Origin of the sequence: Sphingopyxis sp. OPL5 (genome assembly GCF_003797775.2) — a bacterium.
In the GTDB taxonomy this organism is placed as follows: domain Bacteria; phylum Pseudomonadota; class Alphaproteobacteria; order Sphingomonadales; family Sphingomonadaceae; genus Sphingopyxis.
In genome coordinates, this window is sequence record NZ_CP060725.1 from 3,763,539 (window position 1) to 3,778,784 (window position 15,246).

General features: G+C 66.2%; 17 protein-coding genes. 10 read left to right on the plus strand and 7 right to left on the minus strand.

The features are described from left to right. Positions 1-70 precede the first annotated feature (70 nt). From EEB18_RS18120 to EEB18_RS18135, 4 genes are all read right to left on the minus strand, one after another. Positions 71-298: a DUF2842 domain-containing protein gene (locus EEB18_RS18120; protein WP_262407994.1), complete on the minus strand. Its 228-nt coding sequence runs from the start codon at positions 296-298 to the stop codon at positions 71-73. Beyond that, on the minus strand, positions 295-888 hold the full coding sequence (locus tag EEB18_RS18125) for a 5-formyltetrahydrofolate cyclo-ligase (protein WP_187139818.1): 594 nt from the start codon (positions 886-888) through the stop codon (positions 295-297). Before EEB18_RS18125 ends, EEB18_RS18120 begins: the two co-directional genes overlap by 4 nt. A gap of 220 nt (positions 889-1,108) precedes the next feature. Then, positions 1,109-1,597, minus strand: a complete 489-nt coding sequence (locus EEB18_RS18130; RefSeq protein ID WP_187139819.1) for a cell division protein ZapA — start codon at positions 1,595-1,597, stop codon at positions 1,109-1,111. Beyond that, entirely contained in the window at positions 1,590-1,805 is a 216-nt protein-coding gene (locus EEB18_RS18135) for a hypothetical protein (protein ID WP_056351262.1), read from the minus strand. The genes EEB18_RS18130 and EEB18_RS18135 overlap by 8 nt, the downstream gene beginning before the upstream one ends. Before the next feature lie 137 nt (positions 1,806-1,942). Here EEB18_RS18135 and tkt point away from each other — a divergent pair, with 137 nt between their 5' ends. From tkt to EEB18_RS18160, 5 genes are all read left to right on the plus strand, one after another. Further along, on the plus strand, positions 1,943-3,910 hold the full coding sequence (tkt, locus tag EEB18_RS18140) for a transketolase (protein WP_187142418.1): 1,968 nt from the start codon (positions 1,943-1,945) through the stop codon (positions 3,908-3,910). Between the two features lie 36 nt (positions 3,911-3,946). Then, the gene (gap, locus tag EEB18_RS18145; RefSeq protein ID WP_056351266.1) at positions 3,947-4,954 is read left to right on the plus strand and encodes a type I glyceraldehyde-3-phosphate dehydrogenase; all 1,008 of its coding nucleotides are present in this window, start codon (positions 3,947-3,949) and stop codon (positions 4,952-4,954) included. A 17-nt stretch (positions 4,955-4,971) separates the two neighbouring features. Then, on the plus strand, positions 4,972-6,168 hold the full coding sequence (locus tag EEB18_RS18150) for a phosphoglycerate kinase (RefSeq protein ID WP_056351267.1): 1,197 nt from the start codon (positions 4,972-4,974) through the stop codon (positions 6,166-6,168). Between the two features lie 100 nt (positions 6,169-6,268). Further along, a complete protein-coding gene (locus tag EEB18_RS18155) occupies positions 6,269-7,138 on the plus strand; it encodes a fructose bisphosphate aldolase (RefSeq protein ID WP_187142421.1) in 870 nt (289 codons plus the stop codon). A gap of 4 nt (positions 7,139-7,142) precedes the next feature. Beyond that, a complete protein-coding gene (locus EEB18_RS18160) occupies positions 7,143-7,799 on the plus strand; it encodes an O-methyltransferase (protein ID WP_187142422.1) in 657 nt (218 codons plus the stop codon). A gap of 113 nt (positions 7,800-7,912) precedes the next feature. Here EEB18_RS18160 and EEB18_RS18165 read toward each other — a convergent pair whose 3' ends face one another. Then, entirely contained in the window at positions 7,913-8,305 is a 393-nt protein-coding gene (locus EEB18_RS18165; RefSeq protein ID WP_262407995.1) for a hypothetical protein, read from the minus strand. A gap of 35 nt (positions 8,306-8,340) precedes the next feature. Between EEB18_RS18165 and thiE the strand changes: the two genes are divergently transcribed. The 5 genes from thiE (at position 8,341) to EEB18_RS18190 (ending at position 13,423) form a co-directional block, all read left to right on the plus strand. After that, the gene (gene thiE / locus EEB18_RS18170; protein ID WP_187142419.1) at positions 8,341-8,976 is read left to right on the plus strand and encodes a thiamine phosphate synthase; all 636 of its coding nucleotides are present in this window, start codon (positions 8,341-8,343) and stop codon (positions 8,974-8,976) included. Next, positions 8,973-9,497 carry a M23 family metallopeptidase gene (locus EEB18_RS18175; protein WP_262407996.1) on the plus strand — a complete coding sequence of 175 codons (525 nt, stop codon included), beginning with the start codon at positions 8,973-8,975 and terminating at the stop codon, positions 9,495-9,497. Before thiE ends, EEB18_RS18175 begins: the two co-directional genes overlap by 4 nt. Positions 9,498-9,834: 337 nt before the next feature. Beyond that, complete coding sequence (locus tag EEB18_RS18180) at positions 9,835-11,808, plus strand: OPT family oligopeptide transporter (RefSeq protein WP_187140218.1); 1,974 nt, start codon at positions 9,835-9,837, stop codon at positions 11,806-11,808. Positions 11,809-11,920: 112 nt separating this feature from the next. Next, positions 11,921-12,484, plus strand: coding sequence for an elongation factor P (efp, locus tag EEB18_RS18185; protein ID WP_187140217.1), 564 nt, complete (start codon positions 11,921-11,923; stop codon positions 12,482-12,484). A gap of 120 nt (positions 12,485-12,604) precedes the next feature. After that, positions 12,605-13,423, plus strand: a complete 819-nt coding sequence (locus tag EEB18_RS18190) for an inositol monophosphatase family protein (RefSeq protein WP_056351281.1) — start codon at positions 12,605-12,607, stop codon at positions 13,421-13,423. Between the two features lie 16 nt (positions 13,424-13,439). On the opposite strand, the gene EEB18_RS18195 is transcribed toward EEB18_RS18190, so the two are convergent. Next, positions 13,440-14,426 carry an acyl-CoA thioester hydrolase/BAAT C-terminal domain-containing protein gene (locus tag EEB18_RS18195; protein ID WP_187669021.1) on the minus strand — a complete coding sequence of 329 codons (987 nt, stop codon included), beginning with the start codon at positions 14,424-14,426 and terminating at the stop codon, positions 13,440-13,442. A gap of 146 nt (positions 14,427-14,572) precedes the next feature. Then, positions 14,573-15,052, minus strand: coding sequence for a YbjN domain-containing protein (locus tag EEB18_RS18200; RefSeq protein WP_187140215.1), 480 nt, complete (start codon positions 15,050-15,052; stop codon positions 14,573-14,575). Positions 15,053-15,246 lie beyond the last annotated feature (194 nt).

Genomic DNA, 15,246 nt, shown 5'->3' on the forward strand with positions numbered 1-15,246 from the left:
TTTCGGACGGAATGGCCACCGCGTCTTGGGAAGCTTTCCGAAGCGAAAACTGTGGATTGGCGCGGCTGTATCAGCCGCGCCACCGCCCCAATTCCATCCAGCGCAGCAGCCGCTTCAGCGGCAGGATCCATATCCAGGCGATCCCTGCGGTCAGGTAGAACAAGGCCTGGACCAGCACCGGCCAATCCCCGACCCAGGGCGACAGGCTGGCGACCAGCCCCGCCCAGACGATGATCAGCACCATGATCAGGAACATGCCGGCGGGTTTGCGCCAGCTGGGCTGCGGCTGAGGGGTCACAAACGGTCTCCGGTCACGATAAATTCCTGTTCGGTCAGCACGGCGTCGAGCGCCATGTCGGTGGGTTCTATCGGCGTCGCGTCGATTTCCTGCACCGACCAGCCGACGCCGATGCGCAAGGCGTCGGGATGCGCGGCGAACCAGCGGTCGTAGTGGCCGCCGCCCTGGCCGATGCGGCCACCGCTGCGGTCGAATCCGACCAGCGGGCAGAAGATCAGGGCCGGCGTTGCCGAATCGCTGCCGTTCGCGGGTTGGCGTGTTCCCCAAGGCCCCTTCACAAGCGGGTCGGCGGGGCGCCAGCGGCGAAAGGTCATCATCTCCACCCGGCCGGCGTGATGGGGAAGGGCGATCCCGTGGGCCTCGGCCTTGTCCGCGAGCATCGGCAGGATATCGGGCTCGTCGCCCCAAGCCGCATAGGCGCCGGTCACGGCATGCGCGGCCACCAGCGCCTCCAGCGGCGCGGGCAGCGCCCGAAAGGCGGCAAAGCGTGTGAACTCGTCGAGATTGGCGACGAAATGGCGCCGCCGAAAGCGCAGTTTCTCGCGCAAATGCTGCTTTTGGCTCGGCAGGTCGGCGGACGGATCGGTCATCGCCTTCTCTCTGCCTTCATCAAGTGGTTGGCGGGACCACCGTGGGTCGTTTGCTGGAAGATCCTCTGACGCCAGTAACGTCAGGTGGGGACCATATACGTCGGACCAGGGTCCGGGCAGGGACAGCCCCCTAGGATGATGTATCGCCTCAGGGATTTTCGCAAAAGCTCGTGCCGGGCAGTACCCGCCGCCCCCTATGTAGGGGGGGGGGCGCGCTTCCTCAAGGGATTTGCTCGACTTTCGTCGCCAGCGCCTCGATGCGGTCGGCAATCTGGCCAAGCGCGCGTCCGTGCGCGGGCGCTGCCGGCGCGGGGACGACGGGCGCGCCCTGACGCAGCTTTTCGAGTTCATCGAGCGCCGCTCGCTCGCCGTCCGCGGCTTTTTTCGCTTCGGCGAGCGCTGCCGACTCGCGCGAGATTGCGGCGCGCAGCTCGTCGCGTGCTGCCGTTTCGCGGCTCTCGGCGAGCGCGATCGCGGCGCGCAGCGAATCGAGCTGCGGTTCGGCACTGCCCGCCTTGGTCTGCGCGTCCTGCGTCTCGTCGGCGAGCATCAGCGCCGCGAACAGCAATTGGCGCACTTCGGTGCCGCCCTGGATGCCGCGCGCCTTGGTGTCGACGATGCTCGCAAGCTGGATCAGCTGCGCCTCCTGCCCGTCGGCGCAATGCACGTCATAGGGGCGTCCGGCGATGGTGAGTTTGACGTCAGCCACGGTCGGCCTCCGCGATCAGCCGGTCGAGTTCGCCGATCACCGCCGCGACTTCGGCCTTGAGCGCCGACTGTTCGGCAGGGGGCAAGGGGGTTGCCGAAACGGCGGGGGCGGCGGCCGGGCGGGCGGCGCGATCGGTCAGCGCCTTTTCCATTCGGCTGAGCGCCCGCTCGATACGGCCGATGGCGAGACTGGCTTCGTCGAGTTCCATGATGCATGGCGTAGCAGCGCAATATTGCGCCCTCAAGCGCGCATTTCTTGCCCACAGCGGTTGACTCTGCGGCATCCCCCCGCAAAGGGCTGTCCCCACCGAATCCCGCCAACTGCCTATCCTTTTCCGGGGGACTTATGACACTGCCCGAACGTCAGCTCGCCAACGCGATCCGCGCGCTTGCGATGGACGCCGTCCAGGCCGCGAACAGCGGCCATCCGGGGATGCCGATGGGCATGGCCGATGTCGCGACGGTCCTGTATTCGGATTATCTGCGCTTCGACCCGACCGATCCGCACTGGCCCGACCGCGATCGATTCGTCCTGTCGGCGGGGCATGGTTCGATGCTCGCCTATGCCACGCTGCACCTTGCGGGCTATGCGCGCCCGACGATCGAGGACATCCGCAATTTTCGCCAGCTGAGCAGCCCGTGTGCCGGTCATCCGGAGAATTTTGAGCTCGAAGGCGTCGAGACGACCACCGGCCCGCTGGGGCAAGGACTCGCCACCGCGGTCGGCATGGCGATCGCCGAACGGCATCTGAATTCGCTCTATGGCGACGACCTTGTCGATCACCGCACCTGGGTGATCGCCGGCGACGGCTGCCTGATGGAGGGCATCAACCACGAAGCGATCGGGCTGGCCGGCCATCTGCAGCTCGGCCGCATGACCGTATTGTGGGACGACAACAAGATCACCATCGACGGGTCGACCGACCTGTCGACCAGCGAGGATATCGCCGCGCGCTACGCCGCGACCGGCTGGCATGTCGAAAGCTGCGACGGCCATGATCCCGCCGACATCCGCCGCGCGCTCGACGCCGCGCTCGCCGATCCGCGCCCGTCGCTGATCGCGTGCCGCACGATCATCGGCTTCGGTGCGCCGAACAAGCAGGGCACGTCGGCGACTCACGGCGCGCCGCTCGGCGCCGACGAAATCGCCGCCGCGCGCGAGACGCTCGGTTGGACCGCCGCGCCGTTCGAAGTCCCCGCCGATGTCGCGGAAGCCTGGGCCGCCTTCGGCGAAGTGGGCAAGAAGCGTCATTCTCTGTGGAAGCTTCGCCTCGCAAATGACCAAAAGAAGGACGAATTTTCGGCGCGCATCACGGGCGACGTGACCCCCGGCGCGGCGTTCGACGCCTATCTGAATGGCCTCGTCGCCGAACCGCCGAAGGTGGCAACGCGCAAGGCGTCGGAGAATACGCTGGGTGCGCTCACGGCCGATATCGCCGCGATGATCGGCGGCAGCGCCGACCTCACCGGTTCGAACAACACCAAAACATCGTCGACCAAGCCATTGACCAAGGACGATTATTCTGGTCGCTATATCTATTATGGCATCCGCGAATTCGGCATGGCCGCCGCGATGAACGGCATGGCGCTGCACGGCGGCGTGATCCCTTATGGCGGCACCTTCCTGGTGTTCGCCGACTATTGCCGCGCCGCGATCCGCCTGTCGGCGCTGCAGCAGCAGCGTGTCGTCTATGTGATGACGCACGACAGCATCGGGCTCGGCGAGGACGGCCCGACGCACCAGCCGATCGAGCATCTCCAGTCGCTACGCGCGATGCCGAACCTGCTCGTGATGCGCCCCGCCGACGCGGTCGAGACCGCCGAATGCTGGGCGCTGGCGCTGGCGCAGACGGATCGGCCGTCGCTGCTCGCGCTGACCCGCCAGAATCTGCCGCCGCTGCGTCATGACGTCACCGAAAATCTTTGCGCCAAAGGCGGTTACCGTCTCCGCGAAGCTTCGGCTGCGCGCAAGATCGTACTCGTCGCAACCGGGTCCGAAGTGTCGCTGGCGATCGATATCGCCGACAAGCTCGAAGCCGCCGGCCATGGCGCCGACGTCGTCTCGATGGTCTCGACTGAATTGTTCGATGAACAGGACGGTGCCTATCAGGACGCGATCCTGCCGCGCGACACGCTGATCGTCTCGATCGAGGCGGGCACGACCTTTGGCTGGGAACGCTACACCGGCCGCGACGGCTTGCGGTTCGGCATCGACAGCTTCGGCGCCTCGGCACCGATCGACGATCTCTACGCGCATTTCGGCCTGACGGTCGATGCGATCACCCCGCAAATTCTGGCAAAGCTCGGCAATTAAGGACCGGGTCGCCCCACGCAGAAAGGACTTTTCGACATGGCAGTGAAGGTTGCAATCAACGGTTTCGGACGCATCGGCCGCAATGTGGCGCGCGCGATTCTGGAACGGACCGACCATGATCTCGAACTGGTGTCGATCAACGACCTCGGCGATGCCAAGGCGAACGCCCGCCTGCTCCGCCATGACTCGGTCCACGGCGCCTTCAACGGCACCGTCGAAGTCGACGGCAACGACCTGATCATCAACGGCAAGCGCATCCAGGTGACCGCCGAGCGCGACCCCGCCGCGCTGCCGCATGCCGCTAACGGCATCGACATCGTGATGGAATGCACCGGCTTCTTCACCAACAAGGCCGGCGGCCAGAAGCATCTCGACGCCGGCGCCAAGCGCGTCCTGATCTCGGCCCCCGCCAAGGAAGTCGACCTGACCGTTGTTTATGGCGTCAACGACGACAAGATCACCGCCGACCACCTGATCATCTCGAACGCGTCGTGCACGACCAACTGCCTCGCGCCCTTCGCCAAGGTGCTGCACGAGGCGATCGGGATCGAGCGCGGCCTGATGACGACGATCCACGCTTACACCAACGACCAGAAGATCCTCGACCAGATCCACGACGACCCGCGCCGCGCCCGCGCCGCCGCGATGTCGATGATCCCGACCTCGACCGGCGCCGCCGTGGCCGTCGGCCTCGTCCTGCCCGAACTCAAGGGCAAGCTCGACGGCTCGTCGATCCGCGTCCCGACCCCGAATGTGTCGGTCGTCGACCTGACCTTCACCCCGCTGCGCGAGACGACCAAGGAAGAGGTCAACGCGGTGCTCAAGGCCGCGGCCGAAGGCCCGCTCAAGGGCGTGCTCGGCTATACCGAGGAGCCGCTGGTTTCGATCGACTTCAACCACAATGCCGACAGCTCGACGATCGACAGCCTCGAAACCGCGGTCATCGACGGCAAGCTGGTGCGCGTGCTCAGCTGGTACGACAATGAATGGGGCTTCTCGAACCGCATGATCGACACCGCGGGCGTGATCGCCAAGTTCCTCTGAACCGAAGGGAAAAAGCGATGGCCGCGTTCAAGACCCTCGACGACATCGGCGACGTCACCGGCAAGAAGGTGCTGGTGCGCGTCGACCTCAATGTCCCGATGATCGATGGCGCGGTCGGCGACCGGACGCGGATCGAGGCGGCGATGCCGACGATCCGCGAACTGTCGGACAAGGGCGCGATCGTGCTGCTGCTTGCGCATTTCGGGCGGCCGAAGGGTGCGAAGAACCCGACTCAATCGCTGAGCCTCGTCATGGGCGGGCTCGAGGATGTGCTCGGCCATTCGGTGATGTTCATCCCCGAATGCGTCGGCGAAGGCGCCAAGGCGGGCATCGCCGTGCTCGCCGCCGGCGACGTCGCGGTGATGGAAAATACGCGCTTCAACCCCGGCGAAGAAGCCAACGACCCGGCCTTTGCCGATGCGCTCGCCGAAGTCGGCGACCTCTATGTCAATGACGCCTTTTCGGCGGCGCACCGCGCGCATGGCTCGACCGAGGGCATTGCGCACCGGCTGCCCTCCTATGCCGGCCGTGCGATGGAGGCCGAACTCAACGCGCTCGACGCGGCGCTCGGCAATCCGGCGCATCCGGTCGCGGCGGTCGTCGGCGGCGCCAAGGTGTCGTCGAAGATCGACGTGCTGCGCAATCTGGTCGGTCAGGTCGATCATCTGATCATCGGCGGCGGCATGGCGAACACCTTTCTCGCCGCGCGCGGGGTCGATGTCGGCAAATCGCTGTGCGAACATGATCTGGTCGAGACCGCCAACGCGATCTTCGACGCCGCCGACAAGGCGGGCTGCACCATCCATCTGCCCTATGACGTCGTGGTGGCGAAGCAGTTCGCCCCCAATCCGCCGACGCGCACGGTCAATGTCCATGAGGTTGCCGCCGACGAGATGATTCTCGACATCGGCCCCGCCGCGACCGAGGCGCTCGCCGACGTGCTGAAGAATTGCCGTACCCTCGTGTGGAACGGCCCGCTCGGCGCGTTCGAAACCCCGCCGTTCGACACCGCGACCGTCGCGCTGGCGAAAACCGCCGCGGCGTTGACCCGCGGGGGCACGCTGATTTCGGTCGCGGGCGGCGGCGACACCGTCGCGGCGCTCAACCATGCCGGCGCGGCCGCCGACTTCACCTTCGTCTCGACCGCCGGCGGCGCCTTCCTCGAATGGATGGAAGGCAAGCCGCTGCCCGGGGTCGACGCACTCAAAGCCTGATTTCGCGCGCGCATTTGCATCCCGCCAGCGGGGTGGCTATGCGCGCCATCGCATACCTATGCAAAGCCACGGAGATGTTATGACCACCGCCAATGCCGCCATGCTGGACCAGATCAAATCGGGGCAGGGCTTTATCGCCGCGCTCGACCAGAGCGGCGGTTCGACGCCAAAGGCGCTGAAGGGCTATGGCATCGAGGCCGATGCGTTCTCGAACGACGAGGAAATGTTTGGGCTGATCCACGACATGCGCAGCCGCATCGTTACCGCGCCCTGCTTCAATGGCGAGAAGGTGATCGGCGCGATCCTGTTCGAACGCACGATGGACGGCGACGCGGACGGCAAGCCCGTCCCGGCGCTGCTCTGGGAGCGCGGCGTGGTGCCGTTCCTGAAGGTCGACAAGGGACTCGAAGGCGAAGCCGATGGCGTCCAGCTGATGAAGGCCAACCCCGGTCTCGACGAGTTGTGCGCGCGTGCTGTCGCCAAGGGCGTGTTCGGCACCAAGATGCGCAGCGTCGTCAACCTCGCCAATCAAGCGGGCGTGAAGGCGATCGTCGAACAGCAGTTCGCCGAAGCGGCGCGTATCGCGGCACATGGCCTCGTCCCGATCATCGAACCCGAAGTGAACATCAAGAGCGCCGAGCGCGACGCCGCCGATCGCCTGCTGCTCGCCGCGACGCTCGCCGCGCTCGACGCCTGGGACGGCGAACCGGTTATGCTCAAACTGTCGCTGCCGACCGAAGCCGGGCTTTTCCAGCCGCTGGTCGACCATCCCAAGGTGCTCCGCGTCGTTGCGCTGTCGGGCGGCTTCGCGCGTCCCGAAGCCTGTGTCGAACTGGCGAAGAACCCCGGCATCATCGCCAGCTTCAGCCGCGCGCTGCTGGAAGACCTGCGCCACCAGATGAGCGACGACGACTTCAACGCGTCGCTGGGCGGCGCGATCGACGAAATTCACGCGGCCTCGGTGGCCTGATGTGATGGGAGAGAGGTGGCAAGCCGTCGACGATTATATCGCTGACAAATTGCTCGGCGCCGACGACGCGCTTGCCGCCACCCTCTCCAACAATGAAAAACAGGGCTTGCCGCCGATCGACGTGTCGGCGACGCAGGGCAAGATGCTGTTCCTGCTCGCCCAGATCGCCGGCGCGAACCGCATCCTCGAAGTCGGCACGCTCGGCGGTTATTCGACGATCTGGCTGGCGCGCGCGCTGCCCGATGACGGGCGGCTGGTGACGCTCGAACTCGAACCGCATCATGCCGCCGTCGCGCGCGCAAATCTGGAGCGCGCCGGGGTGTCGGACAAGGTCGATATCCGGATCGGCTCCGCCGCCGACAGCCTCGGCGCGATGGCGACGGGCGAGCCGTTCGACTTCGTCTTCATCGACGCCGACAAGCAGAGCAACGCGCTCTACGTGTCCGAGGCAATCCGTCTGGGGCGCAGCGGCACGACGATCGTCGTCGACAATGTCGTGCGCGAGGGCGGGGTGCTGGAGGCGGACAGCGACGACGAACGTATCGTCGGCACCCGCGCCTTGTTCGACATGCTGAGCGCCGACCCGCGCCTCGACGCGACCGCGGTGCAGACGGTGGGTGCGAAGAAATGGGATGGCTTCGTGCTGGCGCGGGTGCGCTAAATCCCTCCCGTCATTGCGAGCGAAGCGAAGCAATCTCCAGCCATCGACCTTGCGTACAGTCGATGTCTTGAGATTGCCGCGTCGCCTTCGGCTCCTCGCAATGACGAGGTGGGTTAAATCCCGCCGTCGAACCGGAAACTGAACCGGTAATCCTCGGGCTTCAACGTCACGTCAGTCCTTTTCTCCGGCCGCACCGACTCCAGCCGGATCGCGCCGTCCGCCAGCGGGGTCGATTCGCCGAGTGTCACCTCGAACGGTTGCTTTTCGCCATTGCCGCGCCACCAGACCATCTTCACCCGCACCCGGCCTGCCCAGACGCAGCGCGCGTTCATCGGGCAGCGGCTGTCCTCGAGTATCTCGACCGGCTGGACGATCGGGCCGTCGACCATCGCGCGCTGGCCGAGCGCGACGTCGCTTCCGTCGGCGAGCGGGGTGGCGGCGCCGGTCGCGGCGCAGGCCGAAAGCGAAAGGGCGCCGAGGGTAGCGAGACAGGCTGTTTTCATCATTTGCCCGCACCTAAGCGCGTCGCTATGAACCCGCCATGACCCAAGTGACCCGCACCCCGTGCCAACTTTATCTCATCTCGCCGCTCGACGTCGGTGGCGATTTTCCTGCCCGGCTTGAGGAGGCGCTGGCCGCCGCGCCGGTCGCAGCGTTCCAGTTTCGCGTCAAGGGGATCGAGCAGCATGAGGCGGCGCGGCTCGCCGAACCGTTGAAGGCGATCTGCGCCGCGCACGACACCGCCTTCATCGTCAACGACGATGTCGCGCTGGCGAAGCGGCTCGGCGCCGACGGGCTGCATCTGGGGCAGGACGATGGCGATCCCCGCGAGGCGCGCCGCATCCTCGGTGCCGATGCGCAGATCGGCGTGACCTGTCACGGCAGTCGCCACCTCGCGATGGAAGCGGGCGATGCCGGCGCCGATTATGTCGCCTTCGGCGCCTTTTATCCGACGACGACCAAGACCGTCGAACATATGGCCGACCCCGAAATCCTGACCTGGTGGCAAAGCATGTTCGAACTGCCGTGCGTCGCGATCGGCGGCATCACCCCCGACAATGCCCGGGCATTGATCGACGCCGGCGCCGATTTCATCGCGGTGTCGGGGGCGGTCTGGTCGCACCCCGAGGGCGCGGCGGCGGCGGTGAAACAGTTCGACGCGCTACTGGCGGGGTGAAAAGCGCGGCGGTCCGCGCTGCGATTGCGATGCTCGCATTGGGCGTCGCAGCGGCAGCGAGCGGACGCGGCGCACCGGACATCGCCATCATCATTCCGGTCGAGGGGATCAAGCCCTCCGAACTGGTCGACAGCTGGACCAGCGCGCGCGCCGGCGGGCGGGCGCACCATGCGATCGACATTCCGGCACCCGTCGGCACGCCGGTGCTGGCCGCGATGGACGGGCGGATCGAGAAGCTCTTTGCCTCCGATCGCGGCGGTCTCACCATCTACCAGCGCTCCGACGACGGTCGATTGATGCTCTATTACGCGCATCTGCAGGGCTATCGCCGCGGCCTCGCCGAAGGGGACAGGGTCAAACGGGGGCAGGTGATCGCGACCGTCGGGGCGAGCGGCAATGCCGATCCGGCCTTTCCGCACCTGCATTTTCAGATGCTGACCACCGTGCCGGGTAGCGCCTGGACGGCGGGCGAGCCGATCAATCCCTATCCGCTGCTCACCGGACGGCGCGGCCGCCGCTGACGGGTCAGCCGGCGGGGTAGTCGGGACCGGGCTTCTTGCCGGGGTCGTCATCGCGGCTACGGGGCGGGGCGCCATCCTTTCGCCAGCCGAACAGGCCGGCACAGGGGTGGGGCGCCGGGGGAGGGCGTTGCCGCCGCGGCGGGGGCGGCGCATATCGTCGGAGAGGTTGCAGGTCATCATGGGGGCGCTTCTGCCAGCGCCGGGCGCATTCCTATTGGATCGTTGCGTCAAAAGGATTTCGGTCCGTCGCATTTGGCGCTTCGGTCCAATAGCGCCCACGCCTTTTCGCTTGCGCATCGCGCGGCACCTCGCAACACAGCGGGCGGGGAGACCGAGTATGACCGAAGCCACCACGCCAACCACCGGGGCGAAAGCCGGCGTCCGCGAACTGACGCTGCGCGCCGTCCTGCTCGGCGGCGTCCTGACGTTGATGTTCACCGCCGCGAACGTCTATCTGGGGCTGAAGGTCGGGCTGACCTTCGCGACCTCGATTCCCGCCGCGGTGATTTCTATGGCGCTGCTGCGCTTCATGACCGGCGCGACGATCCTCGAGAATAATATCGTCCAGACGATCGCGAGCGCCGCGGGCACGCTCGCCGCGATCATCTTCGTGCTGCCCGGCCTCGTCATGGTCGGCTACTGGCAGGGCTTCCCGCTGCTCGAAACCACCGCGATCACGATGCTCGGCGGCCTGTTGGGCGTGCTCTTCTCGGTACCGCTGCGCCGCGCGCTCGTCGTCGATTCGGACCTGCCCTATCCCGAAGGACGCGCCGCCGCCGAAGTGCTGCAGGTCGGCGCCGCGAGCGCCGAGGGCGCGGCGGAGAATAAGGCGGGCCTGTCGGCCTTGCTGTGGAACAGCCTCGTCGCCGCCGGTTTTACCCTGCTCACCCAGATGAAGGTCGCGGCGGGCGAAGTGTCGAAATGGTTTTCTGTCGGGGCGGGCGCGACCGGTATCGCCGGCGGCCTCGGCTTCGCACTGTTCGGCGTTGGTCATCTCGTCGGCCTGTCGGTCGGTCTTGCGCAGCTTGTCGGGCTGGTCACCGGCTGGTGGGTGCTACTGCCGATCCTGACGCAGGGCGTCTCGGGCCCCGATGCCGGGACGATCGCGAATACCGTGTTCCGCGCCGACGTGCGTTTCTTCGGCGCCGGGGTGATCGCGGTCGCGGCACTCTGGACGCTGCTCAAGATCGCGAGTCCGGTGATCGGCGGCATCCGCTCGGCGATGGCGGCGAGCAAGGCGCGTCACGCGGGCACGGTGTTGGCGGTCGGGGAGCAGGATATTCCGATCGGCTGGGTGTTCGGCGGGTCGCTGCTGGTGCTGATCCCGATCGCCTGGCTGCTCTGGTCGATCCTCGCGGGCGGGCCGCTGGCGGGGTCGGCGGTGATTCTCGTCGCGGGCGCGCTCGTCTTCGTCGTCGTGATCGGGCTGATGATCGCGTCGGTCACGGGCTATATGGCCGGCCTGATCGGCGCGTCGAACTCGCCGGTATCGGGCATCGGTATCCTCGCGATCATCGCCTCGTCGTTGTTGCTCGTCGGGCTGCTTGGGCGCGGCGGCGGCGAAGAGGCGAGCGCGGCGATGGTCGCCTATGCGCTGATCGTCACCGGCGTGGTGTTCGGCATCGCGACGATCTCGAACGACAATCTCCAGGACCTCAAGACCGGCCAGCTCGTCGGCGCGACGCCGTGGAAGCAGCAGGTCGCGCTGATGATCGGCGTGTTCTTCGGTTCGCTTGTGGTGCCGCCTGTGCTCAACGTGCTCAACGAGACGCTCGGCTTCGTCGGCGTTCCCGGCGCGGGTCCCAATGCGCTGGCCGCACCGCAGGCCGGGCTGATCTCGTCGCTGGCCAAGGGCGTGCTCGGCGGTGATCTCAACTGGACGATGCTCGGCTACGGCGCGCTCGCGGGCGTCGGCTTCATCCTCGTCGACGAACTGCTCGGCCGCGCGGGCAAGCTGCGGCTGCCGCCGCTCGCCATCGGCATCGGTATCTACCTGCCGATGGCGGTGATCCTGCCCGTCGTGATCGGCGCCGTCGGCGGCTGGTTCTACGACCGCTGGGCCGAACGCCGCACCAACGCCGCGTTCGCGCACCGCATGGGCGTGCTGACCGCGACCGGAATGATCGTCGGTGAGAGCCTGTTCGGGGTCTTTTATGCGGGTCTCGTCTATGCGACCGACAGCGATGCGCCGCTCGCGGTGGTCGGCGACGGCTTCCATGTGCCGTCGATCTTCATCGGCCTCGGCCTGTTCGTCGCGCTGATCTCGCTCAGCTATGCGCGGACGCGCAAAGCGGTCGAGACCACGGCCTGAACGAACGCGCGCTTGCCCTTCGCCGCCTTCGCGGCTAAGGGCGCGCTCCTGTATCCGGTGCGTCGCGACGCGTCGGCGGCTCTTTCCATCCTTGAACCAGCGAGTGTGCGCGATGAAAATCACCGGCGTTGAAATCCGTCCCGGCAATATTATCGAATATGAAAAGGGGATCTGGAAGGTCACCAAGATCCAGCACACCCAGCCGGGCAAGGGCGGCGCCTATATGCAGGTCGAGGCCAAGAATCTGATCGACGGCCGCAAACTCAACAACCGTTTCCGCAGCGCCGACACGGTCGAAAAGGTCCGCCTCGACACCAAGGATTTCCAGTTCCTCTATGCCGAGGGCGACGATCTGGTGTTCATGGACAAGGACACGTTCGAACAGATCACGATCGCCAAGGACGTCGTTGGCGACGCGCATGAATTCCTGCAGGACGGCATGGATGTCGTGCTCGAGCTTTGGGAAGAGCGCCCGATCTCGGTCGAGCTGCCCGAACATATCGAAGCGACGATCGTCGAGGCCGACGCGGTGGTGAAGGGGCAGACCGCCTCGTCGTCGTACAAGCCCGCGATCCTCGACAATGGCGTGCGCGTGATGGTGCCGCCGCACATCACCAGCGGCACCCGCATCGTCGTGCATGTGTACGACCGCGAATATGTCCGCCGCGCGGACTGATTAAGTTCCCCTCCCTCTTGCGGGAGGGGTTAGGGGAGGGCCTGTTCGGGGAGCAGGCTTTTGTCCCGAATACATTCCCTCCCCCGACCCCTCCCGCAAGCGGGAGGGGGGAGATTCGAAATGGCCGTATCGGGCATCATCACCGTCATGGAACGCGCCGCGCGCAAGGCGGGCACCAAGCTGCGCCGCGACTTCGGCGAGATCGAACATCTGCAGGTGTCGCAAAAGGGCCCCGCAGACTTCGTCTCGAAGGCCGACCAGGCCGCCGAGCGCACGCTCTATGACGAACTTGGCCGCGATCGTCCGGGCTGGGGCTTCGTGCTCGAAGAGGGCGGCGTGATCGAGGGCGATCCCGGCAAGCCGCGTTTCATCATCGATCCGCTCGACGGCACCTCGAACTTCCTCCACGCGATCCCGCATTTCGCGATCTCGATCGCAGTGCAGGAGCCCAAGCTCGGCGGCGGCTGGGGCGATATCACCTCGTGCCTCATCTACCACCCGGTGACCGACGAAAGCTATTGGGCCGAGCGCGGGCGCGGCGCCTGGCTGCATGACCGCCGCCTGCGCGTGTCGTCGCGCCGCCATCTCAACGAATGCCTGATCGCCACCGGCATCCCCTTCATGGGCCATGGCAATATGGCGCAGTGGAGCCGCGTGTTCGGCGCGGTCGCGCCCGAAGTCGCGGGCATCCGCCGCTTCGGCGCCGCCAGCCTCGACCTCGCATGGGTCGCGGCGGGCCGTTATGATGGTTTCTGGGAAAGCGACCTCAAGATCTGGGACGTCGCCGCTGGCATATTGCTGGTGCGCGAAGCCGGCGGCTTCGTCAGCGATTTCCGCGGCGGCGACCGCGCTATCGAACGCAGCGAATTCATCGCCGGCAGCGCCGCAGTGCATTCGAAGCTGCAAAAGCTGGTCGCGGGCGCGCTGCGCAACGCCTGATTTCGCACGTTACGATTCAGGGATGCAGCGCGTCCCTGAGAAACCCCACGACCTGCGGCCAGGCATCGCCGCGCGCCTTGGCATTGGCGTCGGGACTGCCGCCGCCGCGCGGATCGTCGCGGGCTTCGGTCGACCCGCCCGCCAGGTCATGCCCGGCATCGGGATAGAGCAGCGCGGTGGTCTTCAACCCTGCCGCGTCGCGCGTCGCGACGATGTTACGCGCCATCCGGCCCGAATTCCACAGCCGGTCCTTGTCGCCCGCGATCAGCATCAGTTCGCCGCGATAGGCGTCGACCGGAATGCGCGCGGCGGTTTCGCGATCGCCATGGTCGGCGCGGCCATTCTCGTGGATCGCGCGCAAATCGGCCTTGTCCCCGGCCATCAGCCCTTCGACAAAACCGCGATAGGGCATGAAGGGCAGGGGCTTGCCATCGAAGGCGAAGGACGATCGCGTGCCCTCGGCCTCGACCATCTCGAGCCCCCAGCCCTCCCACACCAGATCGGACGGCGCATAGGCGACGACGCCGGCGATCCATGGATAGCGGCTTGCGGCGATCAGCGCGAATTCGGAACCTTTCGATCCGGCGAACAGGCCGAACCGGCTGGTGTCGACGCCCGGCATCGTCGCGAGTTGCGCCTTCAGTCCGGCGATCTGGTCGACCCGAATGTCGATGAAGCTGCCCGGCAGGTCGGCATATTCGGGCGGCGGTCCAAAGCTGCCCCAGTTCGGCGAATAATAGGGCAGGCTGACCGCGGCATAGCCAAGCCGGGCGAGGATCGGTCCGAAACGCTTTCCGGCCCCGTCACCGCCCTCGGCGCCGGCGAGGATGACGACGACCGGCCGCTGCTGAGATCCGGCAAGCCGGTAGAGCTTGGCATGCGGAAAACCCGCAATCGCCGTTTCCTCGATGGCCGCCGTTGCCGATTGTGGGGCCTCTTCGGCGCAGGCGATGGCCGGGCTGGCCAGTGCCAATATCGTTCCAACAAATGTCGCCCGCAGCATCGTCGTCCTTTCCTGGGATTTCGATCTGCTGTTTTAGTTTGATAATACAGCAAGGCAAGGGCGTTGCGCGGACGATTCCCCCATTTCTTCCTGCGGCGGTCGCCGGGCGCGACGTCCGTTGAGACATCGCGCCCGACGCTCCATCGCTATTTTTCCATGACGAACGCCTGATAGGCGTCCATCAGCGCCGCCCAGGTGCTGAAGCTATCGCTCAGATTTTCGCGCGGAAGGCCCGCGAAGTCGAGGTCGACGTCCATTTCGAGCACCGGGTCGCCGCTATCGTCCCGATAGGCGCGCGCGAAGCGTTTCTCGCTGTTCCATTTGTTGAGTTGCTCAAGCGTCGTGCTCTTGGCGTCGTTGAAACCCATATAATATTGCAGCGTCTTGCAGTCCTTGCCCTCGTCGCAGTTCATGAACAGGACGAGGAACTTCAGGCCGTCGCGGCTGCTTTCGATATAAGGATTCTCACCCGGCTTGGTGACCAGCGTCGCAGGCCAGCCTTGCGACTCGACGATCGCCTTGATCGCCTGCGGATCCTTCGCGTTGACCAGTTGGGCCTGCGCGGGCGCCGCCGCGAACATTGCCGCCGCCACGACCAACCCGCCCGCTATCGAAAATTTACCCATGTTCTTCCCTCATTCCATACCATCCGCGATACGCGCGGCCGACCGACCCGACGGCGGCGTAACATGCCTCGCCTAGGGACAATATGCTTTTGGTCACATGGGCATGATTTTCCTGTCCGCAGCGCTTGCGAGTGGCGCTTTGCTGGCCTAAAGCGCCCGCAACAAAGGGTGACCAACACCCCAACAGACAACAG